The sequence below is a fragment of the Methylobacterium sp. CM6244 genome (genome assembly GCF_054817885.1).
Genome location: NZ_CM139247.1, coordinates 4035277 through 4058853, shown reverse-complemented (window position 1 = coordinate 4058853; position 23577 = coordinate 4035277). Strand labels below are relative to the sequence as shown.

Genomic DNA, 23577 nt, shown 5'->3' with positions numbered 1-23577 from the left:
ACTCATCCTCACGCGACGTATCGTCTTCGAGCCCTGCACGATCTTCATGCGCGACATGCCACGTCCTCGAACACGTCGCCCGCGGGGAAGGCCGCGTCCGGCACGGTGAAGCTGTCGAGGCCGGTGCCGAAGCGAGCGTCGAGATAGGCGTCGGCGCGCGTCACCATCGCCTTGTCGGATTCGACGACGAGCTCCAACGTCCGGCCCGAACGCCAGTTCACGATCTCGCCATCCTCGACGATGACCTCGCCGTCCTTCAGGACGAGTCGGGCACGGGCGAACATCGCGGTCCGGTTCTTGTCGTCCCGGTAGATCGCGACATCGGCGCGGGCGCCCTCACGGAGATGGCCGCGATCGGCGAGGCCGAGGAGCTTGGCCGGGCCGGACCGCGTCAGCTGGGCGATCTCGGAGAAGGAATATTCCCGCTCGATTCCGCACAGGCCGGACCGCTCGGCGATGACCTTGTGCAGGCCGGCGATCTCACGGTCGCGCTCCTCCTTGTCCATCAGCAGATGGATGATCCGCGGATATTCGGTGAAGGGGCCGCCATTGGGATGGTCGGTGGTGAGGATGGTGCGCTCCGGATCGCCCGACAGCAGCATCAATTCGAGGCCGATCGCCCATTGCAGGGAGCTGACCGGGCCGCGCGGCTTGTACAGGAACGGCACGATGCCGCCGCCTTCCGCGTCACCTGCTGTGATGATCCACTTCTTCGGGTTCGCGCCCTTGCGGCCGGCGAACTGGCGGATCACGTCCAGCGAGATCGTCACGGTCTGGCCGAAGGCGACCTGGCCCACGTCGAACGTAGCGTTGGGGTGCCGCTCCATCGCCTCCGTGATTCGCTCGGCCGCAGAGCGGAAGCCGCCGGTGGCCGGGTTGGCGGGATCGGCCGCGCCATAGGCATAGAATTGCGCATGGGCGAAGTGGATACGCCGTCCCTCCGCCGCTTCCATCGTCGCCACGAACGAATCGTCGGCGCCGGGAATGCCGAGATTGTTGGCATGGACGTGGAGCGGGTGCGGGACACCGATCTCCTCCACCGCGTCGAGGAGGGCGTTCATGATCTTGCGGGTGGTGAGCCCGTAGACCGGGATCTCCTCGTCGAGGCTGAGATTGAGCATCCCGTCCTTGAAGGCCGAGGCGCCTCCCGCATTGATGCACTTGACGCCGAGGCCCCGCGAGGTCGCCACCGAGAGGGCGACGAGGTCCCGCACCGCCGCCTTGCCCTCGCGCTGGCGCAGCAATTCGAGGAGCTGGTCGTCGTTGCCCATCACCGTAAGGGCGCCGCGGTCGAGCAGCGGGATGTCGGCGAGTTCGAGCTGCGTCGCGAGCGCGTTGGTCGGCGGCATCGCCGGCTCGACGGCGACGGTGTAGCCCATCCGCGCGTAATTCGCGCCGATCCAGGCGGCGGAGCCGCCGGCATGAGCGAAGGGATGGCCTTCTGGCGCGGCCTCGCTGGCATAGAGATCGGGCAGCAGCAGGCGGCTCATCACCACGTTGCCGCCGGCGATATGCGAATGCACCTCGACGCCGCCCGCCATCACGACGCAGCCGGAAGCATCGATGGTCCGGTCGGGCTTGCGCTCGGAGGCGGCGACGACATGGCCGTCCTCGATCCAGACATCACCGATACCGTCGCGGCCGGCGGTAGGATCGACGACCCGGCCGCCCTGGATCAGGATCAGCATGAGACGCCCTTCTTCTGCGTGAGGCGATCTTGGATGGCGGCGAGCACGCCGGCCGCCGTGAGGTCGGCCGGTTGGCCGACGGGGGGCGAATAGGTGATCGCCGCGCGACGCTCGTTCCACAGGGCGCCGCCGGCGGTCTCGCCGGGCACTCCCACCGCGATGACGATGTCGGCGACGTCGCCGGTAGCCTCGGGGCTACCCTCGCCGACAATAGCGATGGTCGGCAGGCTGCCGAGCCAGTCCGGGCGTGGGGCAGGGATGGCGGCGAGCCACAGGGCGGCATCGACTTCGCCGGCGGCCACCTGGCGCGCGCTATCGAACCGCCAGGGATCGTGCTCGGGCAGGTCGCGTCCGAAACCGACCCGCGGCGGCTGGCCGGTGGTCCAGGAGGCGAGCTGGGTCACGGCACGCCCCTGGAACCCGTCGGAGATGGAAAGCGCGAAGAAACGCGTCAGGTCGTTGAGGTCGCGGACCAGACCCTGCAGCATCTCCACGCCGAGCTCACCGAGCTCGGCCGCATCGTAGAGAACGACGCCGTATTGCGCGGTCGTAAGACGACGGGCGAGGTCGGCAAAGGCCGCTTCGCCGGAGAGGTTGCCCTTCACGTAAGCGCGCAGATGCGCCACCGAGACGGCGAGCCCGCCGGTATCGGCGGGATAGGCCACGTGCCGGGTGGCACCGTTGCCGGGACCGCCGAGGGAGAGCAGCGTCCGCTCGGAGCCGGCGGCGCGGCCGCGCACCGGCGCGGAGGAGGCGACCTCCTGCACGATCGGGCGGTCCCACGGCCGAAGGCCGACGACCAGTACGGCATCGGCCCGGCCGATCGCCTCGGCCGGCGTCGTGTTGAGGTTACCGAACTGACTGAGAGGACCGAGCTCCGCATAGAGTCCGTCGCCACCGGCGGGATCGACGGAGGCGCCGATCAGTCCGGCCAGATGATAGGCCGCCCTCACCGCGCTCGTATCCGCACTCAACCCCGTGACGATCGGGGTCTTCGCTGTGGCGAGGAGCGTCGCGGCGGCCTCCACCGCCGCGCTCACGTCCACCGCACCACCCTTTACCCAGGCAGCCATGCCTTCACCTTGGAGAACGAGGGCCCGGCACGCGCTGTGTTCAGCGTCGCGCACGGCGGGACTGCGCCAGTCCATTCCTAGTGGGCCGGCACGTTTGCATCGCGGAGACGTCGCAAGCAACCCCCCACGCTCGCCGCTTCGGGGCAATCGCATGGAGGCAATGGCGATCGCGATGGCGGGCGGTGCTTGCGAGCGGTCGGCCCTCCGTGGGAGAAGCCGGCAACCGGGCCGTCGTCTCGAGCGCGGTTTTGCTCCCGCCACCGACCGACGGGACGAGGATGCGGCTGACATGCGCCAGGACGGGAGCGTGTCACGATAAAGGAGCTCGCCGTGGACCGGATCGCCGACGAACGGCCTCTCAGCCAGGAAGCGGCGACACGCGGCGCGGTCCGGGTGCATGCACCCGCGCGCCTGCATTTCGGGTTTCTCGATCTTCATGGCGGCCTCGGCCGGCGCTTCGGGAGCATCGGCCTCGCGGTCGACGCCCCCTCCATCGATCTCACCGCGAGGCCGGCGGCGGCGCTCCGGGTGGACGGGTTCGAGGCCGGGCGCGCCAGGGGCTATGCCGAGGCGGCGGCGCGCCATCTCGGCATCGCAGGGCACGCCGCCTTGCAGGTGGACCAGGCGATCCCCGCCCATGCCGGTTTCGGCTCGGGCACGCAGCTCGCGCTGAGTGTCGCCGCGGCGCTGGCCGCCCTCGACGGCCGCCCCTTCTCGCCCGACGCCTTTGCCGATGCCCTCGACCGTGGCAACCGGTCCGGCGTGGGCCTCGCCGCCTTCACCCAAGGCGGGCTGATCGTCGACGGGGGCCGAGACGCCAGCAATGGCCCGCCGCCCCTGATCGCACGTCTCGCCTATCCTGAAGCGTGGCGGGTACTGCTCATCCTCGACGAGGGCATGACGGGAGTGCATGGCACCCGTGAGGTCGAGGCTTTCCGTGACCTGCCACGCTTCCCGGAAGCGCAGGCGGCCGAGATCTGCCGCATCGTGCTGATGCAGGTGCTGCCCTCCGTCGCCACGGCGGAGCCCGAAGGATTCGGGGCCGGCATCACCACCATCCAGCGGTTGATCGGCGACCACTTCGCGCCGCATCAGGGAGGGCGCTATGCGAGCCCCGCCGTGGCGGAGGCCCTGGCGGCGATCGCCGCCAGAGGGGTGGCCGGCTACGGCCAGAGTTCATGGGGGCCGACCGGCTTCGCCCTCCTGGCGTCGGAGGCCGAGGCCCAGGCGCTCAAGGCCGACCTCGAACGTCCCGGTTCCTTGCGCTTCGTGATCGCGCGCGGACGCAACAGCGGCGCCTCGGTCACGCGACTTTAAGGGAACCTGGCGCATGAGCGACGCTTGACCATGCCGGCCCAGGCCGGTTCTGGATGTAGACGTGAAAGAAACCATGCGAGAGGCGACCCCGCGAGGGAGTCGGACACTTGCGGAGGAGACAGACGATGGCCCGTTCGATTCTGCATATGCTGACGCCCCTCAAGCATATGAGCCCGTTCGACGTGAACATGGCTGTGGATGCTGGCTTCGAGACGATCGCGACCTATACGGACGTCACCCTGCCGGACGTGACCTCCCTGGTGCAGGATTCGATCTTCTCCCGCTCGCCCCAGGACGGTACGCGCACCAGCATCTTCATCGGCGGCAAGAATGCCGAGGACGCCCTCGACATGATGGACCGGGCGAAGAAAGCCCTGGTACCGCCCTTCGCCAATCACATCGTGGCCGATCCGGCCGGGTCCTTCACCACCGGTGCCGCCATGGTCGCCGAGGTGACCCGCGCCCTCAAAGCGAAGTTCGGCACCGACCTGAAGGGCAAGCGCATCGTCATCTTCGGCGGAGCCGGCGTCGTGGCTTATGTGGCGGCGGTGATCGGCGCGCTGGAAGGCGCCAAGACCGTTCTCGTCGGGCATGATGGCGAGGAGCGTGTCAGCAAGATCGCCTTCACGATGAAATGGCGATTCGGCATCGATGTCGGCGCCGTGGACGGCTCGACCGGCGATGCGCGCCGCGCCGCCATCGCCGAGGCCGACGTGATCCTCTCGGCCGGCCCGGCCGGCATTCCGATTTTGTCCGCCCAGGATCTCGAATCCGCGCCGAAGCTGCTGGTCGCCTCCGACGTGAACGCAGTACCGCCCGCCGGCATCGCCGGAATCGACGTGAACGCCAAGGACGTGGCGCTGCCCACGGGCAAGGGTATCGGCATCGGCGCGCTCGCGGTCGGCAACGTCAAGTATCAGACCCAGTCGCGCCTGTTCCGCCAGATTCTCGCTGCCGACGAGCCCCTCTGCCTCGATTTCCGCGACGCCTACAAGGTCGCCGTCGAGGTGGCCGGCTGACGGGCACTCGTCCGCTCGCTCGATCCTACCCATGACCTCATCCTGAGGTGTCCGCGAAAGCTGGCCTCGAAGGAGGTCTCCAGCTCCCGCCGAGCAAACTGGAAGCCTCCTTCGAGGCCTTCGCTTCGCTCGTCGCTTCAGGATGAGGCAGGGTGGTGGGAGCAGCGTAGGAGTGATCCAAAGCGATCGCCGCAATGGCAGCATCATCCGAACGGCGTCCGTCCCAGGGTGACGCACTTCTCATCGCCGCCCAGTCCGGGCGCGCCCTGGCGCAGGCCGCGCGCAGGGCGGGCCTGCGCCCCTATGTCCTCGACCTCTTCGGCGATGCCGACACCCGCGCCCTCACCGAAGGCTATCGCCCCGCCGAGGGCCGTTTCGGCGAAGGGCTGACGGGGGAGGGCGTTCTGGCCGAGCTCGATGCCCTGGCCGCCAAGACGGACAAGCCACCGATCGGACTGGTTCTCGGCAGCGGCTTCGAGACCGCCCCGGACCTGATGGAGGAACTGGGCCGGAGCCACAGGCTGCTGGGGGCCACGCCCCGCTCGGTCCGGGCCCTGAAGGATCCGTTCGCCTTCGCCGCCCTCTGCGCGCGGCACGCGATTCCCCATCCCGAAGTGACACGGGACCTTCTGGCTGACCGATCGGGCTGGCTGGTCAAGCGTGCCGGCGGGTCCGGCGGCAGCCATATCCGCCCCGCGGGCATGGGCCGGGCCCCACCCGGCGCCTACTTCCAGAGACGCGTCGATGGAACAGCCCATGCGGTCGCCTTCCTGGCCGACGGGCGCGAGGTGGCGATCCTGGCGGTGACCGAGCAATGGAGCGCGCCGTCTGCCTTACGCCCCTTCCGCTATGCCGGTGCGCTGGAACGGGCGGCCCACGAGCCGCCTTTCCTGGCCGCCCCCGCCCTCGACGCGATCACGGCGGCGATTGGTAGCCTCGTCGCCGCGACGGGGCTTCGCGGCCTCGCCAGCGCCGACCTCCTCGTCTCCGAGGCGGGATGGTGGCTCACCGAGATCAACCCGCGCCCAGGAGCCACGCTGGACATCCTGGACCGACGCGACACGCCACTGCTGACCGCGCATATCGACGCGAGCCTCGGCGTTTTGCCGCGAATCGAACCAGCACCGGTGGATGCGGCGGCCACGGAAATCTGGTACGCGGCAGCCGGCTACGCGCCGATGCCGCCCCTCGACTGGCCGGATTTCGTTCGCGACCGCCCACAATCCGGCGCCCCCGTGGCACGCGATGCACCGTTATGCACCGTGTTCGCCCAAGGTCCGGACTCGGCCGCCACCCGAGACCTATTGCGTGTCCGGGCCGCCAATCTGCGGACCCTGCTCGCCCCGACGGAGGAAGCCCGATGACCACCCATCCCCCCGCCACGCTCCGGACTACGCCGAGCCTGAACGCCCTGTCCGCTCCCCTCGTGGAGAAGCTGGTAGCGGACGCCGAGGCCCTGCGCCTTGCCGTCACCACCGAGAACGGCGCGCGCATGGTCGATGCCGGCGCCACCGTGCGCGGCTCCATCGAGGCCGGACGGCGCATCGCCGAGATCTGCCTCGGCGGCCTCGGCACCGTCTCGATCGTTCCCACAGGACCGATCGCGTCCTGGCCCTATTCCGTCGTGGTGCATTCCGCCGATCCGGTTCTGGCCTGCCTCGGCAGCCAGTATGCCGGCTGGTCGCTTGCCGACGAGACCGGGGATTCCGGTTTCTTCGCCCTGGGTTCCGGCCCCGGCCGCGCCGTCTCGGTGGTGGAAGACCTCTATAACGAGCTCGGCTACCGTGACACGGCCAGCCGGACCGCCCTGGTGCTCGAAGCCGCCGGCGGACCGCCCGCCTCCGTCATAGCCAAGGTCGCCGAGGCCTGCGGCCTGTCGGCCGAGGCCCTGACCTTCATCTACGCACCGACCCAGTCGCTGGCCGGCTCGACACAGGTCGTCGCCCGCGTCCTCGAAGTCGCCCTGCACAAGGCCCATACCGTGGGCTTCGACCTGCACAAGATCGTCGACGGCATCGGCTCGGCCCCGCTCTCGCCGCAGCATCCCGACTTCATCCAGGCCATGGGCCGCACCAACGACGCCATCATCTATGGCGGCCGGGTGCAGCTCTTCGTCGAGGCCGACGAGGCGGATGCCAAGCAGCTGGCCGAGCAGCTTCCCTCCACCACCTCCGCCGATCACGGGGCGCCCTTCGCCGAGATCTTCGGCCGGGTGAACGGCGATTTCTACAAGATCGACGGCGCGCTCTTCAGCCCGGCTGAGGTCATCGTCACCTCGGTGACCACCGGCAAGAGCTTCCGCGGTGGCCGGCTGATGCCGGAACTGGTGGAAGCCTCCTTCAGCTGAGGCCCATCACGCAACCCTCCCCCCCTCCGCGGGGGAGGGTGGTCGCGGAGCGACCGGGAGAGGGGAAGCCCTGTCCGGAACCGGCGCTCCCCTCTCCCGACCCGCTTCGCGGGCCACCCTCTCCCGCAAGGGGGAGAGGGATCGACGTCGAGGTTGCGAACAACATGCGCATCGGGCTCGCGGCCGATAACGGCAACTGGCACAAGGCCCGATTGAGGGCCGCCCTGGAACATCTCGGCGCCGAGCCGGTGCTGTTTTCGCTCGCCGACGTGGCGGTGGTCACCGGCGCGGGTGAGCCGCTCCGGGTACCGGGCTTCTCCGACGGGTTGCCCGACGGCGTCCTCCTGCGCACCATCGCCGGGGGTACCTTCGAGGCCACCACCATGCGGCTCGGCGTACTCCACGCCCTCGTCGCATCCGGGGTCACGGTCTGGAATTCCCCCGGTGCCATCGAGCGCTCGGTGGACAAGGCCATGACGAGCCTCCTCGTCGCCAGGGCGGGCCTGCCCACTCCCGACACGTTCGTCTTCTCCAGCCGCGAGGCCGCCGCCGCCTGCGTCGCCCGCCAGGCGGGACCGGGCCGGCCACTGGTGCTCAAACCGCTCTTCGGCTCACAGGGCGAGGGTTTGCAGCTCATCGAACGGCCGGAAGACCTGCCCGCCGAGGAGGCCGTGTCGCGGGTCTACTATCTCCAGCGCTACATCGCGCGGAACGACGGCCTCTGGCGCGATTACCGCGTCTTCGTCTGCGAGGGCCGGGCCATCGCCGCCATGATCCGCGAAGGCGACGGCTGGATCACCAACGTCCATCGCGGGGGCCGGCCATTGCCCTGGGCGATGCCGGAGAAGGCTGCCGAGCTCGCCGAGCGGGCCGCCGCCGCCATCGGCGTCGACTATACCGGTATCGACCTCGTGGAAGACGGGGAGGGCGGATACCTCGTCCTCGAAGTCAATTCCATGCCGGCCTGGTCGGGCCTGCAGCAGGTCACCGAGGTCGACGTCGCGGCCGCCGTAGCCCGAGGCTTCCTCAACGCCGTACGGGCAGCGAGGCCCCCCCGGCTCCTCGCGGCATCGGGATGAGCGGGCTCTTGCCGGAGGCGATCGCCACGGCCTACCAGGCGTGCTGCTTGGCCGAGCTCGATGCCCTGAAACCCGGAAACGTCCACGTCTTCGGCGACGGCCACCGCATGGCGGTGGCCGATTTCGTCACGAGCGCCGAAATTTCCGCTCCCCATCTCGCGGAACCCGGCGCGCGGATCGGCCGGCGCGTCCGCACCGCCATGGAGGCGACCCTCGGCGCGGTGGGCCAGAACACCAATCTCGGCATCCTGCTCCTCTGCGCGCCCCTGGCGCTCGCCGCCGAACGCGGCGGCCCTCTGCGCGAGGCGTTGAGCCACGTTCTCGTTACCCTCGACGCTGCCGATGCGACCGACGTCTTCGCGGCGATTCGCGCCGCCAATCCGGGCGGCCTCGGCCGAGTCGAACGGCACGACGTGACCGAATCGGTAGCGCCCGCCAGCCTCGTCGCTGCCATGGCGGAAGCGGCCCCGCGCGATCGGATCGCCCGCGCCTACGTCACCGATTTCGCCGACATCTTCGGCATCGGCCTGCCCGCATTGGCGGCAGCGCGCGCCAAGGGTCTCACGCCCCCCTGGAGCACGACCGCGGTCTTCCTCGGCTACCTCGCGGCCGTCCCCGACAGCCATGTGGCGCGCAAGCACGGGACAGGCCGCGCCGACGCCCTGCGCGCCGAGGCAGCGGAGCTTCTCTCTCTCGATCTCGCCACGCACCCCGTCACCGAACTCCTGGCACGGGACCGCTCGTGGAAAGGCCAGAACCTCAATCCGGGCACCAGCGCGGACATGACGGTAGCCACCCTCTTCGCCGACCGATTGCTGGCGGCCGGGATGGAACAGCCGTGACACCGGCCACCCGGTGCCGGCGGAGTGCGCCATAATTCATGAAACGGCGCGTTCAACCCCCCGTTAGACAAAGATTTTGCTCGAATCCGCCCCCCCTGCAGGGTTGTTCCGGCAGAGCCCCCAGAGTAGGGTCCGCGCCGCGATCCGGGCAAACCGGTCCGGTCCTCATGGGACTGGACGCCGTGAACAAGGATGGCTTTCGGCCGCGCCAAACTACGGGGCGGTCATGCTTTTTCAAGACTCCTGGGAGAAACCCCACATGGCGAAGATCAACAAAGTTCTGGTCGGCGAGGCTCTCGTCGGCGATGGCAACGAGGTCGCCCACATCGATCTCATCATCGGACCGCGCGGTTCGCCGGCCGAGACGGCTTTCTGCAACGGCCTCGTGAACAACAAGCACGGCTTCACCAGCCTGCTCGCGGTCATCGCGCCGAACCTGCCCTGCAAGCCGAACACCCTGATGTTCAACAAGGTCACCATCAACGACGCCCGTCAGGCCGTCCAGATGTTCGGCCCCGCCCAGTACGGCGTTGCCAAGGCCGTGCAGGACGCCGTTGCCGAAGGCATCATCCCCGCTGACGAAGCCGACGACCTGTTCATCCTGGTCGGCGTGTTCATTCACTGGGAAGCTGCCGACGACGCCAAGATCCAGAAGTACAACTACGACGCCGTGAAGCTGTCGATCCAGCGCGCCGTCAAGGGCGAGCCCACCGCTGCCTACGCCACCGAGCAGCGCAACTCCGCTTCGCATCCCTTCGCGTCGAACGCTTAGATCGGGGACAGTCCTGGGCAGAGCGCGCCTCCGCCCGCACCGCGGGGCCTGCTCCAGCGACTGGCTTCCATCTTCCTCGGACGATGAAACATGAAACGAGGCGGCTCCGGCCGCCTCGTTTTTTTATGGCCTCGACACTCTTGGATCGCCCCTCTACCGCCGCAGCGTCCCGTCGTGGATCGCGGTGGCCACCAGGGCGCCCGTGACGCCGATCTCCTCTAACGCGGCGACATCCCCCGGTCCGCGCACGCCGCCCGCCGCGTAGAGCCGCGTCGCGGGGCTGGTCCTGCGGATCTCGGACAGGCGGTCGAGATCCGGCCCGGTCCCCGCGCCGACACGGCTCAGGGTCATCACGATGACCTCGGAAGGCCAGTGCGCCGGCTCGTCATGGAGTTCCGCCGGCCCCATCCTCTCGGCCCCCCGGCTATCGAGGGAGAAGACCGCGCGGTCTCCCAGCGCCTGCACCAAGCCGGCATCGTGCTGGCTCTCGCTGCCGATCACCGGGCGGCCCACCCCCTCCGCCAGGAACGCATCGACGCCGGCGGCCCCTGAGAATCCCGCATCGACCCAAAGCTGTACGCCCGGACAGGCGAGAGCGACCTGCGTGAGACTGCCGAGATCGGGAGGCCTGCCATCGATGATCGCATCGAGATCGGCGACATAGAGGATGCGCGCGGCGATCGCGTCCGAGAGACCCCGCGCGACCTCCCCGGGCGACGATCCCTTTGCCAAGGGCGTCACGATCGGGGCATAGGAGTCGCGATCCCCGGCCCTGGCCCGCACCACCTCTCCGTGGCGCAGGTCGATCACTGGAACGATCCGAAACCCATCCTTCATCGCGTTCCTCCCTGTACGGACTTGCCCGTGACATCTGCCGCATCCACGCACAACCCGGTGATCGGCTGGGATCTCGGAGGGGTCCATGTCAAGGCGGCCCTGGTTCGGGGCGGCCGGGTCGAGGCGGTGGTGCAGGCGCCCTGCCGTCTCTGGCGCGGCCTTCCCGCCCTCGACGAGACGTTTTCGCAGCTGCCGGATTGGGCGCGCGGCGAGGCCGAACACGTCGTCACCATGACGGGCGAACTCACCGACTGCTTCTCCGACCGCACCGATGGCGTGGCGCAGCTCTCCGCCTGGGCGAGCGCGAATCTCGCCGGTTCGGTGCGGATTTATGGTGGCCGGGCCGGGCTCCTCGCGCCCGGCGAGGCGACGGGCGCCGCCATCGACGTGGCCTCGGCGAACTGGCATGCCACGGCGGCCCTGGCTGGCCGCCACGCGGCGAACGCGCTCCTCGTCGATATCGGCTCCACCACGGCCGACCTGATCCCCATCGTGGACGGCCGCCCCGCCGCCACCGGTTACAGTGATGCCGAGCGCCTGGAGACGGGCGAGCTGGTCTATTCCGGCGTGGTGCGCACGCCCGTCCTCGCCTTCACTGCCTCCGCGCCGTTCAAGGGCCGACGCACCGGCCTGATGGCCGAGACCTTCGCCACCACGGCCGACGTCTACCGGCTCACCGGCGACCTACCCGAGGGGGCCGACCAGCAGCACAGCGCCGACATGAAGGGCAAATCGATCCCGGAGACCGAGATCCGCCTCGCCAGGATGATCGGCCGCGACCATGCGGAGGGAAGCTCAGCGGATTGGCGCGCTCTCGCGGCGCATTTCGCCGAATGCCAGTTGCGGCCCCTCCACGATGCGGCGGCGATCCTGCTCTCGCGCCCCGACATCGCGGCGGATGCGCCCCTGATCGTCTGCGGGGCGGGGCGATTCCTGGCAAAGCGGCTGGCCCGTCGCCTGGGACGCCCAGCCGTGGCGCTCACCGACCTCATCGCGCCGTCGCTCGCGGAGGAGGGCGCCGACTGGGCCTCCACCTGCGGCCCGGCCGTGGCGGTGGCCCTGCTGGCCGCCGAAACCATCCAACACTGAACCGAACGGGAGACCCGCATGAGCGCCACGCACAAACTCGCCCGTATCCTCGCCACGCGCTCCGGCGCGGGAATCGAGCTCGCCCTCGCCACCGAGAGCGGCCAGACCCTCAAGGTGCTGGCGAGCCAGGACCAGATCGACATGCTGGTGGACGAGTTGGAGGACATCCTCAATTCGCCGGTCGAGCCCGGAGACGACGAGCCGCCGGCGGCGGCGTGACGCGCCGCTCCCCTCAGTAGGCGTCGCGCTCCTCGCGCTCCTCGTCCCCTAGCAGACCCCGGATCTGGTCGAGGCAGCCCTGGAGGATGTAGGCGGCCGCCAGCATATCGACGACCTCGCCGCGCTTGGCCCGCGAGGCATCCGCCGCGATCAAGGCCCGCGTCACTGCCGCCGTGGACAGGCGCTCGTCGCAGAAGAGCACCGGCAGGTCGAGCAGGGGCTTCATGTTGCGCACGAAGGAGCGCGTGGCCTGGACGCGCGGCCCTTCGCTACCGTCCATGTTGAGGGGCAGCCCCATGACGAGGCCGCCGACCTGGTGAGCCTCGCACAGGAGGCGCAGGCGCGCGACGTCGGGGGTGAACTTCACCCGGCGGATGGTCTCGAGCGGCGAGGCGATCTGCCGGCCCACATCCGAGAGGGCGAGCCCGATCGTCTTGGTGCCGAGGTCGATCCCGATGAGGCGTCGGCCGCCTGCAGACGCCGCGACGAACGCCCGGACCTCGTCTTCCGTCACGAGACCTGGCCCAGGAAGGTGGAGGGCAGGGGCTCCGCGCCCATGCCGAGGATGCCGCGCACGGCGGGGCCCTGAACCCGTCGCATGAGGTCGGGAAGGTCGCTCCCCCCGAACCGCACCGATTCGAGATCGGCACCCATCACCCAGATCTCGTATTCCCGGAGCCCGGCCTCGTCGGCGCCGACGGCCACGTCCCAGAACAGGAACTCGCCCGCTTCGGTCTCACCGAAGAAACAGGCGCGCTCGACCACGCTCGGATCGTCCCCCTCGATATCGAAACGATGGCCCTCCCGCATCTCGATCACGGAGGCGATGCTGTGCGCGATCAGTTCCGAGCGGGTCACGAGGTCCGCGCTCTCGGTGGAACTCGGAATCGCGATGCGGATGGAACCGCAGGCGAGCCCTGCGCCGCATTCGAGGCAGAAGCTACGGTAGCTTTCCGGCAGCGGGAAACCGAGTTCGGCCTCGGCACGGTCGAGATCGGCCGGATCGGCTTTCGGCCCGGCAATGAATTCGGTGAACACCGTCTGCCACATGATGTCTGTCCTCGACGCGCTAGACCCTACTCCGGAGGGAATAGCCGCGTGGGACGCAAATGCGCCAGACGTCCACGAAGGATTCCTCGACGTGACGCCGCTGGGTTCGCTCGATCCCGTTCCCCGGCTCGACGCCATGCGTTGCCCGGGCCGCAACCGGGAACCCAGCGCGTCCTCTCATGCGCCCCGAGGCGAGATCGCGATAGTCAGCCACAGATTCCATCCCGCCGGGCGGTTCTCCGCTTCGAACTCGCGGTAGAATTTGAGGTTGAGGTACCCTTGGGCGTCGCCCACCGGAAACAGGTAGCCGGCCTGGGGTCCCGCCGCGAAGACCCTGCCCTTGAACGGGCCAAATGTAGCGCCGCGTCCGCGATCGCCGGTCACCTGCTGATAGACGTAGCCGACCAGCCCGAGCTGGTATTGGTCGCCGATGAACTTCGACGCCGAGAAGTCGATATGTGCGTCGATACCGTTCTGATACTGTGTCTTGGTATTCTCGAAATTATACGTCATGCCGGCGACGGCCGAGAGTTCGTAGCCCAAGTCCTTATCGTAATAGGTGTAGCCGAAACCTGCGTCCTGGCCCCAATGCCCGATGCCGAAATTGGCCAGGCGTGATGAGTTGTAGGTGCCGGACGGGACGTTCGTGAGGGTATAGACGAGGTAGTTGTGATTTCCGGCGCTCCAGCGCATCGAAGCGGCTGGCGTCAGGTCCATGATTCCAACCCGGGAATCGTTCCTCACATCGGTGATGGCGACGGCCATCCCGCCGAATGCGCCGAACAGGCTGAGGGACAATTGCCCGTCGAGCACCGGCGTTGGGAGGGAATAGGTGATCCCCGCATAGGCGAGGTCAGCCCTCTCGGAGACGTTCTGAACCCTTGCGGTCGAGTGGTAGTAGGTCAGGCTCGTCGACCATCCCGGCATGCCCGGCACCGCCGCCATGCTGGCGAAGGAGCCGGCCAGATACAGGTTCGCTCCCCCTTCATCCGCCCGTGCCGGAGCGGTGAGGAAGGTCGCCGTGATGGAGGCCAGCAACGCAGCCAGCGCGTGCATGGTCCCGATTCTGGTCGCTGACTTTGCCACGGCGCTCACTTTTTGGTTGTCCCGAAGCGAAAGAGTCGCCGGACGCACATCTCGGTCGGTCGGTTGTGGCGTCACGATGTGGGCAGCGAGACCGTGGGCAGAGTGGCCGTGGGCGGTTCGACCTGAAGGACCGTGCGATTGAACCTGAGAAGGTAGAGAAAATAGACGCCGCCCGTGACGAGCAGCCCCACCACGATCAAGTCGGGGACCAAAGCTGCATCGGGCGTGACCAGCACGAACAGCGCGCCCATCAGCCAGACGAGGGCGATGACGGCGACGGGTACCTCGAAAGCGCCCAGGTCGAAGGCGCCGACCCGTCGGTCGAGCTGCTTTCGCACGGCCAAATAGAGAATGACCGTGACGCCGTAGCTGAGGATCGGCAGGATCGTGGACGCCGTGATCAATTGCAGAAGCGCCTCGCCCGGAAGCGCAAGCATGAGAAGTATGCCCCCGACGAGGACCAGGATCGTCGCCGGAATCGGCGTCTGCGTCCGCGGGTGGACCTGGCTCATCAGACCCGACGCGGGAAAGCGGCCGTCCCGCGACATCGCGTAGACCAGCCGTGCCGCGGTCGCCATCACGACCATTCCGCAGGCGAAGAAGGCGAATGTCACCGCGGCCATCATGATCGTCTTCATCATGGGGCCGAACTGATCGTGGAGGATCTCGGCCACCGGCGAGTCGCTCAGGGTGATCCGCCGGACATCCGGAATGGCGACGGTGAGCGCGATCAGGAAAAGCAGCCCCAGTACTCCCGCGGCGACGACGGATCCGACGATGGCGCGAGGAACGCTGCGAAACGGGTCCTTGGCCTCCTCGGCGACATTGGCCGCGGCGTCGAAGCCCACGAGGGTGGAGAGGCCCATCAGCATGGCGAGCATCAGGCCCCCGCCGACCTTGAAATAATCGGGGTCGGCGGCGGCCGTCCCGCGGGAGGTCAAGTTGGCGAAGGAGCCCATCCCGTTCATTGCGATCGCGATCGGCAGAAGGATCACGAGCAGGATGACGATCATCACCTCGATGCCGACGGCGGTCCCGTTGATCAGGCCGACGAGGCGCGTGGACACGATGGTCAGCACGGCCTGGACCAGCAGGATAGCCAAGGTGATCCACCGGGCCGTCTGCTCGTCGGGCGCCATGCCGAGCAAGGGCATGAGCGCCTGACTGGCGAGTGCGTTGTCCACCGCCACCACGCCGATGCCGAGGTAACAGAAGCTCAAGAGACCGAACCACCAGCCGATTGCCGGATTGGCGAGCCGCGACGCCCATTGATAGGACGAGCCCGTCAGGGGAATGCGGGCCGCGAACTGTGCGATGACGAGGGCGACGAAGGTCTGCCCAATGGCCACGATCGCCCAGAGCCAGATCCCGACCGGGCCTGCACTGCGAAGGACGTCGTCGAAGGTACCGAAGATCCCGACGGCTACCGAAATGAAGGCAAAGGAAACGGCGAAGACTTGAAACGAACCCAAAGTTCGCTTCAGTTCCTGGCGGTAGCCCCCAAGCTCTGCGGAGGCTTCCTCCCCCCGCAGCCCATGCGGAAACTGTTTCATGATCACCTGCCGCCCCTCGCAGCGATGATTTGCCCCCACCGCATGCTTTGGCGTTAAGCGAAAAAGCGTCCCTCAACAATTGAGAAATTGGCGCGGTCACAGTGTTGGTGAGTGCTTCGCAGCCCACAGCTTTGATAGAAACGACAAACACGGCATTCGATCTCTGAATATTCAGACACACCGAATCTCAGAACGGCAGCTTTTCCCGATTAAATCGCCACCGCACAAAGACCATCCATGACTTACAGGACGGAGTCTGAGCTCTATCTGGCAGCACAGGTCGTCTGGTTCTCACCAGAAGAGTCATATCCGACCGGATATGGTCTGGCCCGATACGACTCCCGGTTGTTGTCGTGACGCGTCTTGTTTCGACGAGCCGGTTTCCGCGTCGTGGGAATGCGCTCTTGTTGGCAGAGGCTAGGAGGCTGTGCCGACCGTCCCATGAGACGGAGCGTCAAGACAATCCGATGGGCCGCGTATCGCCCGGCCTCGGCGACGGCATCGCCGGGGCGAACATGCAGTTGCTTGCCGGCTCGCTCATCCGACGATTCGTGTCGAGCCGGCACCCTCGTTCGAATCCGTTTGGATTGAATGTGCCGGGCGGCTCAAGCGGGGAAGCCGTTGGCGTGAGGAATATGTGCTGACAGCAGCAGGGCGCGACTTCCTCCCCGTCCTGATGATGGGAGCCTGGGCGCAGCGGAACCGCGGCGTCGATCTCGCTCGCTTCGTCGACGATACGACGGGCCTGGAGATCGAGCCCATTGCCGTCGATGCGCCGGGTCACGAAGCCGATCGATCTCCACGGTAAGTTTGGGCGGCACGCGGACGGCATCCGCAAGGCCATAGGTATAGCGCTCCTGCTACGGCCCCCGCCTATTGGCTCAGGGATGTCGAGCGCCGCTTGGTATTCGCAACACCAATGGGTGTTCGTTTAACGATTTCCAATGATGATCCCTACACGGCTGCCTATGGATTCTTGAGTGGCAGCGTTCGGAGATCATCGTGTCTTTCCAAAATCTTTCCATCCGCACGAAGCTGGTTGCGGCTTTCTTGATCCTGACCCTCCTTACCGTCGGGCTGGGCGTGCTTGGCCTGCTCGGGACACAACGCATGCGCGAGCAGGCGCTCAAGATCGAGACCAACTGGCTGCCGAGCGTACGTATTCTCGGTGAGATCGATACGCTCACAGCGCGGACGAGCGCGCTCGTTCTCCGGCACACGCAGGCCACCGACCCGGCACTGGTCGCCAGTATCGAGAAGGATATGGAGCGTTTCGGCAAGAAGCTCGACGAGAAGAAGGCCGCCTACGAACCGATGATCGCCTCACCGGAGGAGAAGACCCTTTACGAAACGTTCACCCGTGAAGCCGGAAACTTCGAGGCGGTGCGCCGGTCCATTCTCGATCTCTCGCGCGCCGGTCAGAAGGCACAGGCCTACGACCTGTATGAGCAGAAAGGCATCATTCCGCGCCGCGCGGCCTCGGCGGCTCTCGATAAGCTGGTCGCGATGAATAACGAAGGGGCCAGCGCCGCCGAGACGGACAGCAAGGCCGTGTTCGAGACGACGCGTGCCTGGGGGATCGGTGCCATCGCGCTCAGTCTCGTCATCTCCGCGCTCTCGGCGGCATTGATCGTTCGCGGGGTCACGCGCGGCATCGGATCGGTGGTTCAGCCGATGCAGGCCCTCGCGGCCGGCGACCTCTCGGTGACGATCCCGCATCAGGGCGCCCGGACCGAGATCGGCACCATCGCCGACGCGGTGCAGGTGTTCAAGGACGGGTTGATCAGGATGCGGGCCCTCGAGGAGGAGACGGTCCTGGCGCGGGCCGGAGCGGAGGCACAGCGCAAGGCGGCCATGAAGGCCATGGCCGACGGTTTCGAGGACGCGGTCGGGGGCATCATCTCCATGGTCACGAGTTCGGCCACCGAGTTGCAGGCAACCGCGCAGAGCATGGCCGGCACCGCGACCCAGACCGCCAACCAGACCACGAGCGTCGCGGCGGCGGCGGAAGAGGCCGCCTCCAACGTCAACACCGTCGCGGCGGCGGCCGAGGAACTCGGCTCGTCTGTTCTCGAGATCGGGCGCCAGGTGAGCACCTCCGCCACGATGGCGCAGAGTGCCGTTCAGGAAGCGGCCGAGACCGCGGAACTGGTCCAGCAACTGAACACGGCGGTGTCCCGCATCGGCGACGTCGTGACGATGATCACCTCGATCGCCGGCCAGACCAACCTGCTGGCGCTCAACGCCACCATCGAAGCAGCACGAGCCGGCGAGGCGGGGCGAGGGTTCGCGGTCGTGGCGGCCGAGGTCAAGGAACTGGCCAACCAGACGGCGCGGGCTACGCAGGAGATCGGGGAGCACATCAACCAGATCCAGGGCTCCACTGACCGTGCCGTGTCGGCGATCGGCAGCATCGCCGCACGCATCCAGGACATCAGCGGCGTCGCGACGACGATTGCGGCCGCGGTCGAGGAACAAGGAGCGGCGACCCAGGAGATCGTGCGCAATGTGGCCCAGGCCGCGATGGGCACGAGCGAGGTGACGAGCAACATCTCGGGCGTGGCGGGAGCGGCCGAAGAGACAGGAGCGGCAGCAAGCCAGGTTCTCGGCGCCGCTTCGGATCTGTCGCGTCAATCCGAACACCTGAACGCCGAGGTCGACAGGTTCCTGGCCACCGTGCGCGCGGCCTGACGCAACCGATCACGAGGGTGGGGCGACGTTCCGGAGCCCCACCCGGAGAGCGGGGTACCCAGGCGGACTTCAAGTCCACCTCTGCATCAGGTGGCCATCCGAACTGCCGGACGAAGAGGAGGCATCGCCTCGACCAGCACCACCTGCGCTGCGGTTTGTAACCGCACCGGCCCCGAACCGCATCGTCGTTCCGCCGACAGGCCACCGCAAGACGAACCGGCAACGGGTGGTAACCCGCTTTGGCAATTGCAACGCGTTCATGCCCTCCGTAGTTAAGGATTTCTTTAGGCTAAGTCCTTGATTTCGTAGGCAGTCGTTCCCGCGTGCGACTCGCCTCCAGGGTGATGCGTTCCTGGCACCGAGAACAAAAAAGCCCGGCACGCCATGACGGCGGCCGGGCTTGAGGTGCCAACCGAGATCGCCCTCGAGCTACAGCGCCCGCTGCCGGACGCCATGATGAGGATAGTCGCGACCGGGGCGCGGCAGGACCCTGCAGAATGAGGATCGCATCGCGGCCGGCCTGGTGCTGAAACCAAGCTGGCCGGGAAGCTGTCTTATCTGGCCGAGGCGTCAGCGTCGGCAACTAGGCGCCGGGTCGCGGGGGCACGCGGGGTCAGGGACGGCGTGGTCGTCAGCTCGGAGGCCGGACGAACCGATGCCGTAACGCGAGCCTGCTCACGGTAGAGCGTCGGCGTGATGTTGACGCGATCCTCAGCCATCGCTGTACCGGTCAGGGTGGCGGCGGCGAGAGCGGCGAGCACGATTTTACAAACGGTCATGGTACTTATCCCACTGGTATTTCGGGGACTGCGCCCCGGCTGATGAGAGGGATATGCGCTGCGGTGCACCATCATTCCAACAGATCAAATCGATAGCCGGTATTGATGAAATCGATGTGCTTTCCCGCCCTGGTCTTCGTCGGCGTTCTGTCGCTGGCTCCTGCGTTTGCCGCCGAGCCGATCACCGGCCGGGCTACGGTGGTCGACGGCGACACCCTCGACATCGGCGGCACCCGTATCCGGCTCCACGGGATCGATGCGCCAGAGAGCGGTCAGCTTTGCCATAGAAGGGCAGGGGAGGCCTTCCGATGCGGACAGGCCGCTGCTCTAGCGTTAGCCGACCGGATCGGCTCTGCGCCTGTCTCCTGCGATCCTAGGGATACCGACAAATACGGGCGCACCGTCGCGGTCTGCCGGAAGGGCGTGGAGGACCTGAACGGCTGGCTGGTGGCGCAGGGGCATGCCATCGCCTACCGCCGATACTCCGAGGACTATGTCCCGGCCGAGGACACCGCGAAGGCAGGGAAGCTCGGGATATGGGCCGGCTCCTTCACGGCGCCGGGCGACTGGCGCAAGGGCGAACGGGCGATGACGATGGGGTTTGCGGCGCCGGGCGGCCCGGATGGCCCCAGACCCTCGCCAGCGCCTCCGAAGCCGGCCATCCAGGCCGGCGGTTGCGTGATCAAGGGCAACATCAGTCAGAAGGGCGAGAAAGTCTTCCACGTCCCTGGATCGCGCGACTACGACCGGACCCGGATCAGCGAGCAGGACGGCGAGCGCATGTTCTGCTCTGAGGACGAAGCGAAGGCGGCTGGGAGGCGTGCGCCTCGCTAGTCCCTTCCGTTGCAGGCTACGACCCGCCCGAGCGATGCGCGGCTAGATATGGCTGCTGGCCGGGGCGGTTAAGTCAACGTTAGGGATGCGCGATGTGGTGGCGCGTGAGGCGCGGGGCGCTATGGACGCTCTCGGTGCTGATGGTATCGGCCGGCGGTGCAATGCTGCACTCAGCCTGCGAATTGGCCGGGCGGGGACCAGCTTCCTAAGAGTGCCCTAGATGTCCCCCTAGAGATCTTCAGGAAGAAGCCGTCTGGCCATGCCGGCTCACCGCCGAAAGCCTGCTTTGGTGACGTTCTGCTAGGCGCTCTTAGGCGTTGGCCCGCATCCGGATAGAGATCGACCCGCAAGCATATTCGAATGCCTCGACACGCGGTCCAGTCGTCCGTGCCTGGTCCTCCCACTCATCGAGGGCGACGTTCACGCGGTCGCGCCAATCGCCAATTGGGAGGAGGTGCACGACGGCAGCAAGCCGGTGGGTGAGGTAATTGATAAGAATACGCTGGCCAGCCTCGGATATCGCTGGAACGGCGGCTGCAGCGTAGCGCTTGGCGACATGTTCTGCCCAGGGCTGAGCGGCGGCTTCAAGCTGATCCTGGCTCACCCCCCCCGCTCCTTTTCGAGCCTTTCAGGCCAGGTTGGCCGCACATCCATCAATGCGTGCTCTGATGGATGCACCGTGGATGCCCTTCTCGTGCATCCGAATGTTGGTGCTCTGTCCCAGCAAACTGCCTCTTCAGCAACCTGGACATCAGCTTCCCCTCCCGGCGCGTGGATCACGCGAAAACATGAGCGCGGTCGTGCCCGAGCTAGCCAGTATCGCGAGAGCACTAAAAGGAATGAGGTCCGTCTCCCATTCCAGCACAAGTTCGTTCGCCGTCATTACCGGCCAGAGCTGAGTAACGAAGCCTCCGTAGACGGGCAGGAAAATCAGCGTGCAGAGAACAAATTGGATTGGGCGGGCCATTCAGAGGTCGTCAAGCTTGGCAGTAGATACGGGTTCAGTACCACCACCGCGCGCACTTGCAACCGCAACTGGCGCATAGCTGCCCTCGCTTCTCACCGTCCTCAGTTCGTCGATCTCGGCATCGAGCACGCGCAAATTTGTGCATGCATTCACTTCACCGAAGCTTGGCTGTATGATATCATACAAATGTTCCGGCCGCTGGGTGATGGATCCAGGGCTCACGTCAGTGAGCATGCTGAGTCAGATTTTCATTGAGGTACCCATCAATGGAACATAATATTGTTAGTTTTGTGAAGCCTATATCACTCGCTGCAATATGCTTTGTTGCAACGATCTATCTGACAAAGAGCATTGGAACCGCCTTAATTATAAGTTTAATTCCGTTATTTCTTGGCTGGTTGGGCATTATGCAGTCCTTTGCCTATAGCTTTGCTGCTATAGCATTCCTGACTGCAGTTAGTTGGGCGGTGATCCCCCCTAGTATTAAGCAAATCATCGCTGAGAAAACCGATGAGGCGGCCCTCGAAGTCAATCAGCAAATGAAGACGCCCTAAGGGCTAGCCCCGTTGACCGAATGGGCAATCCGCTGCTGAAGGGCTTGCGAGTGTTTTTCTATCTGCTCTCGCTAAGCTGTACATGACATAGCCGTGGTTGCTTCGGCTCGCATCACAAGATTTGAACGGCGTGCAGCCTAATTGCACTATAGGCACTCCCTAGTCCACAGAGAAGATGCTATGACCGATGTCACTCAAGACATTAAGCCAAATTACATCGAACTCACGGCTGACATCGTCGCCGCCTACGTCTCCAATAACTCGGTTCCAGTAAGCGCCTTGGGCGAGTTGCTGAGCAACGTGCATGCTGCCTTCAGCACCCTTAGCAACGGGGGATCTGGTGCGCCGAAGGCGGACAAGGTCGAGAAGCTTACGCCGGCCCAGATCAGAAAATCGATCACCCCGGACGGGCTGATCAGCTTCGAGGACGGCAGGTCCTACAAGACGATGCGTCGGCACCTGACCACCCACGGTCTAACTCCGGAGGCCTATCGCACGAAGCATGGCCTGCCTGCCGACTACCCCATGGTTTCCGCAAGCTACTCAGCTCAGCGCTCGGAGCTTGCCCGAGCTATCGGCCTTGGGCAGGCACGGAGTAAGACCGCACGGGCGGCATCGGCTGCTCCGAAGGAGACGGTTGCAGAAGAGGCTCCCCAGGCTCCTGCGAAACCCAAAAAGGCCGGTCGGCCGCGGAAGCCTGCATCAGCCGCCTGACCGGCGCCGAGCGCCTTCAAGACGCCACTACGGTCTGTACGGTGGCGAGCTCAGCCCTGCCGCCCCGATCTGATCACGGAGCCGGCGGGGTGGGTCGTGTCGTGTCCACACGACGAGAGCCGGTACGCAACTTGGCTCGACCGGAGGATGCGGGCGAGGCGGTTAGCGGAGAGAAAACCGGCCAAACAGCCATCGCCTCTCGAGGCGACAAAACGATTTAGTTCCAGTCTCCGCTATCGAGCGTGCAGGCGCCCGCAGTGACGCGGGCAATGGCTGACATGGCGTCGCCTAGGGAGGCATGCTCCCTCTTCACACTCTTCAATATGCTCGAAGCGTCCGGCTGAATTTGAACTTCAGGAGTGTCACCGGTCTTTGAGATGTTGCCGAGGCTTCGCCCAAGGCGATCTTTCAAGACCCATGCTTGGCCGACAGATCCTACAGGAGTGAGGACGACGTCCATGGCTGGATGACCTTCAAGGAAGAATAGGCGTCACCATAACACGGATCCTGAGCCTGCAGCGTGCCGGAAGCGGCGCGAGGGCAATTGGCCTGCTTACGTTCCAACGGGAGCGAGCCGGCATTGTTGAGGATTGGCCAGCGTGGCATGACATGAACATGCACATTCCCTCGTTGCCCGATCATAGCGTGGCCGTCTCGGCCTGCCGGCGCGAAAGGGGCCGGTTCCGATGGTCGGTCACGACAGCCGGCTACCACCCGTACCGATCCACGGGTTCCTACCCCTCCGCCTCCGTAGCACTCGCCGCTGGGATAGCCCACGCTCATGTTCTAGCGGAGCGGCAAACAATTAGGAGACGGATCAACGAAGGGAGTTGGATGTAAGCCCGGTTCTGGGGTCGCTTCCCGATCTGCGAGGCAATCCGCAGGTATTAGCTTAGTTTGAAATCTGAAGGAATTTATCTGGCCTAGGAGCAGTCACGCGGCCGTGGCATGGTGCGACGATGAACGAGACGTCGATCCACCCATACACTATCGAGATCCTTCCACCGAAGGCGGAGGATGGTTCGTATCAATGGGCACTTCGCAAGAATGGGAAGCTTGTCCAACGC

Annotated in this window: 22 protein-coding genes and 1 pseudogene; 15 read left to right on the top strand and 8 right to left on the bottom strand. The window is 66.3% G+C overall.

The features are described 5' to 3' along the window. Nucleotides 1-44: 44 nt before the first annotated feature. Both ACYQML_RS19105 and ACYQML_RS19100 read right to left on the bottom strand, forming a co-directional pair. Nucleotides 45-1688 (bottom strand): formylmethanofuran dehydrogenase subunit A, encoded by a 1644-nt coding sequence (locus ACYQML_RS19105; RefSeq protein ID WP_056423966.1) that lies wholly within the window; start codon nucleotides 1686-1688, stop codon nucleotides 45-47. Continuing rightward, nucleotides 1682-2761 (bottom strand): formyltransferase, encoded by a 1080-nt coding sequence (locus ACYQML_RS19100; protein WP_461233719.1) that lies wholly within the window; start codon nucleotides 2759-2761, stop codon nucleotides 1682-1684. Before ACYQML_RS19100 ends, ACYQML_RS19105 begins: the two co-directional genes overlap by 7 nt. Nucleotides 2762-3091: 330 nt before the next feature. Between ACYQML_RS19100 and ACYQML_RS19095 the strand changes: the two genes are divergently transcribed. The 7 genes from ACYQML_RS19095 (at nucleotide 3092) to fae (ending at nucleotide 10137) form a co-directional block, all read left to right on the top strand. Next, nucleotides 3092-4078, top strand: coding sequence for a beta-ribofuranosylaminobenzene 5'-phosphate synthase family protein (locus ACYQML_RS19095; protein ID WP_207412036.1), 987 nt, complete (start codon nucleotides 3092-3094; stop codon nucleotides 4076-4078). Nucleotides 4079-4203: 125 nt separating this feature from the next. Next, on the top strand, nucleotides 4204-5097 hold the full coding sequence (locus tag ACYQML_RS19090) for an NAD(P)-dependent methylenetetrahydromethanopterin dehydrogenase (RefSeq protein WP_056423972.1): 894 nt from the start codon (nucleotides 4204-4206) through the stop codon (nucleotides 5095-5097). Between the two features lie 194 nt (nucleotides 5098-5291). Continuing rightward, on the top strand, nucleotides 5292-6461 hold the full coding sequence (locus tag ACYQML_RS19085) for an ATP-grasp domain-containing protein (protein WP_461233718.1): 1170 nt from the start codon (nucleotides 5292-5294) through the stop codon (nucleotides 6459-6461). Then, nucleotides 6458-7444 carry a methenyltetrahydromethanopterin cyclohydrolase gene (gene mch, locus ACYQML_RS19080; protein ID WP_056423976.1) on the top strand — a complete coding sequence of 329 codons (987 nt, stop codon included), beginning with the start codon at nucleotides 6458-6460 and terminating at the stop codon, nucleotides 7442-7444. Before ACYQML_RS19085 ends, mch begins: the two co-directional genes overlap by 4 nt. 164 nt (nucleotides 7445-7608) lie before the next feature. Further along, nucleotides 7609-8523, top strand: coding sequence for an ATP-grasp domain-containing protein (locus ACYQML_RS19075; RefSeq protein ID WP_461233717.1), 915 nt, complete (start codon nucleotides 7609-7611; stop codon nucleotides 8521-8523). Next, entirely contained in the window at nucleotides 8520-9365 is an 846-nt protein-coding gene (locus ACYQML_RS19070) for a triphosphoribosyl-dephospho-CoA synthase (RefSeq protein WP_461233716.1), read from the top strand. The genes ACYQML_RS19075 and ACYQML_RS19070 overlap by 4 nt, the downstream gene beginning before the upstream one ends. A 259-nt stretch (nucleotides 9366-9624) precedes the next feature. Next, the gene (gene fae / locus ACYQML_RS19065) at nucleotides 9625-10137 is read left to right on the top strand and encodes a formaldehyde-activating enzyme (RefSeq protein ID WP_018043473.1); all 513 of its coding nucleotides are present in this window, start codon (nucleotides 9625-9627) and stop codon (nucleotides 10135-10137) included. 153 nt (nucleotides 10138-10290) lie between these two features. On the opposite strand, the gene ACYQML_RS19060 is transcribed toward fae, so the two are convergent. Then, a complete protein-coding gene (locus ACYQML_RS19060; protein WP_461233715.1) occupies nucleotides 10291-10974 on the bottom strand; it encodes a HisA/HisF-related TIM barrel protein in 684 nt (227 codons plus the stop codon). Between the two features lie 27 nt (nucleotides 10975-11001). Here ACYQML_RS19060 and ACYQML_RS19055 point away from each other — a divergent pair, with 27 nt between their 5' ends. Both ACYQML_RS19055 and ACYQML_RS19050 read left to right on the top strand, forming a co-directional pair. Beyond that, nucleotides 11002-12063, top strand: a complete 1062-nt coding sequence (locus ACYQML_RS19055; protein ID WP_461233714.1) for a hydantoinase/oxoprolinase family protein — start codon at nucleotides 11002-11004, stop codon at nucleotides 12061-12063. Between the two features lie 18 nt (nucleotides 12064-12081). Further along, entirely contained in the window at nucleotides 12082-12282 is a 201-nt protein-coding gene (locus ACYQML_RS19050) for a hypothetical protein (RefSeq protein WP_018043476.1), read from the top strand. A gap of 13 nt (nucleotides 12283-12295) precedes the next feature. Here ACYQML_RS19050 and ruvX read toward each other — a convergent pair whose 3' ends face one another. From ruvX to ACYQML_RS19030, 4 genes are all read right to left on the bottom strand, one after another. Then, nucleotides 12296-12796, bottom strand: a complete 501-nt coding sequence (gene ruvX / locus ACYQML_RS19045; RefSeq protein ID WP_018043477.1) for a Holliday junction resolvase RuvX — start codon at nucleotides 12794-12796, stop codon at nucleotides 12296-12298. After that, nucleotides 12793-13332 carry an SMI1/KNR4 family protein gene (locus ACYQML_RS19040; RefSeq protein WP_461233713.1) on the bottom strand — a complete coding sequence of 180 codons (540 nt, stop codon included), beginning with the start codon at nucleotides 13330-13332 and terminating at the stop codon, nucleotides 12793-12795. Before ACYQML_RS19040 ends, ruvX begins: the two co-directional genes overlap by 4 nt. A gap of 177 nt (nucleotides 13333-13509) precedes the next feature. Further along, complete coding sequence (locus tag ACYQML_RS19035; RefSeq protein WP_461233712.1) at nucleotides 13510-14418, bottom strand: SphA family protein; 909 nt, start codon at nucleotides 14416-14418, stop codon at nucleotides 13510-13512. A 71-nt stretch (nucleotides 14419-14489) separates the two neighbouring features. Further along, nucleotides 14490-15971, bottom strand: a complete 1482-nt coding sequence (locus ACYQML_RS19030) for an APC family permease (protein ID WP_311275242.1) — start codon at nucleotides 15969-15971, stop codon at nucleotides 14490-14492. A 625-nt stretch (nucleotides 15972-16596) separates the two neighbouring features. Here ACYQML_RS19030 and ACYQML_RS19025 point away from each other — a divergent pair. Both ACYQML_RS19025 and ACYQML_RS19020 read left to right on the top strand, forming a co-directional pair. Further along, nucleotides 16597-16779: pseudogene (locus ACYQML_RS19025) on the top strand (hypothetical protein); the annotation flags it as partial. A 194-nt stretch (nucleotides 16780-16973) separates the two neighbouring features. Then, complete coding sequence (locus ACYQML_RS19020; RefSeq protein WP_461233711.1) at nucleotides 16974-18662, top strand: methyl-accepting chemotaxis protein; 1689 nt, start codon at nucleotides 16974-16976, stop codon at nucleotides 18660-18662. A 554-nt stretch (nucleotides 18663-19216) separates the two neighbouring features. Here the strand turns inward: ACYQML_RS19020 and ACYQML_RS19015 are convergent. After that, complete coding sequence (locus tag ACYQML_RS19015; protein ID WP_461233710.1) at nucleotides 19217-19441, bottom strand: hypothetical protein; 225 nt, start codon at nucleotides 19439-19441, stop codon at nucleotides 19217-19219. A 114-nt stretch (nucleotides 19442-19555) separates the two neighbouring features. On the opposite strand from ACYQML_RS19015, the gene ACYQML_RS19010 reads away from it, so the two are divergent. The 4 genes from ACYQML_RS19010 (at nucleotide 19556) to ACYQML_RS18995 (ending at nucleotide 22510) form a co-directional block, all read left to right on the top strand. Then, on the top strand, nucleotides 19556-20275 hold the full coding sequence (locus ACYQML_RS19010; protein WP_461233709.1) for a thermonuclease family protein: 720 nt from the start codon (nucleotides 19556-19558) through the stop codon (nucleotides 20273-20275). A 454-nt stretch (nucleotides 20276-20729) separates the two neighbouring features. After that, nucleotides 20730-21497: a hypothetical protein gene (locus ACYQML_RS19005; RefSeq protein WP_461233708.1), complete on the top strand. Its 768-nt coding sequence runs from the start codon at nucleotides 20730-20732 to the stop codon at nucleotides 21495-21497. An 11-nt stretch (nucleotides 21498-21508) separates the two neighbouring features. Continuing rightward, complete coding sequence (locus ACYQML_RS19000; RefSeq protein WP_461233707.1) at nucleotides 21509-21796, top strand: hypothetical protein; 288 nt, start codon at nucleotides 21509-21511, stop codon at nucleotides 21794-21796. Between the two features lie 180 nt (nucleotides 21797-21976). Beyond that, a complete protein-coding gene (locus ACYQML_RS18995; protein WP_461233706.1) occupies nucleotides 21977-22510 on the top strand; it encodes a Ros/MucR family transcriptional regulator in 534 nt (177 codons plus the stop codon). Nucleotides 22511-23577: the final 1067 nt, after the last annotated feature.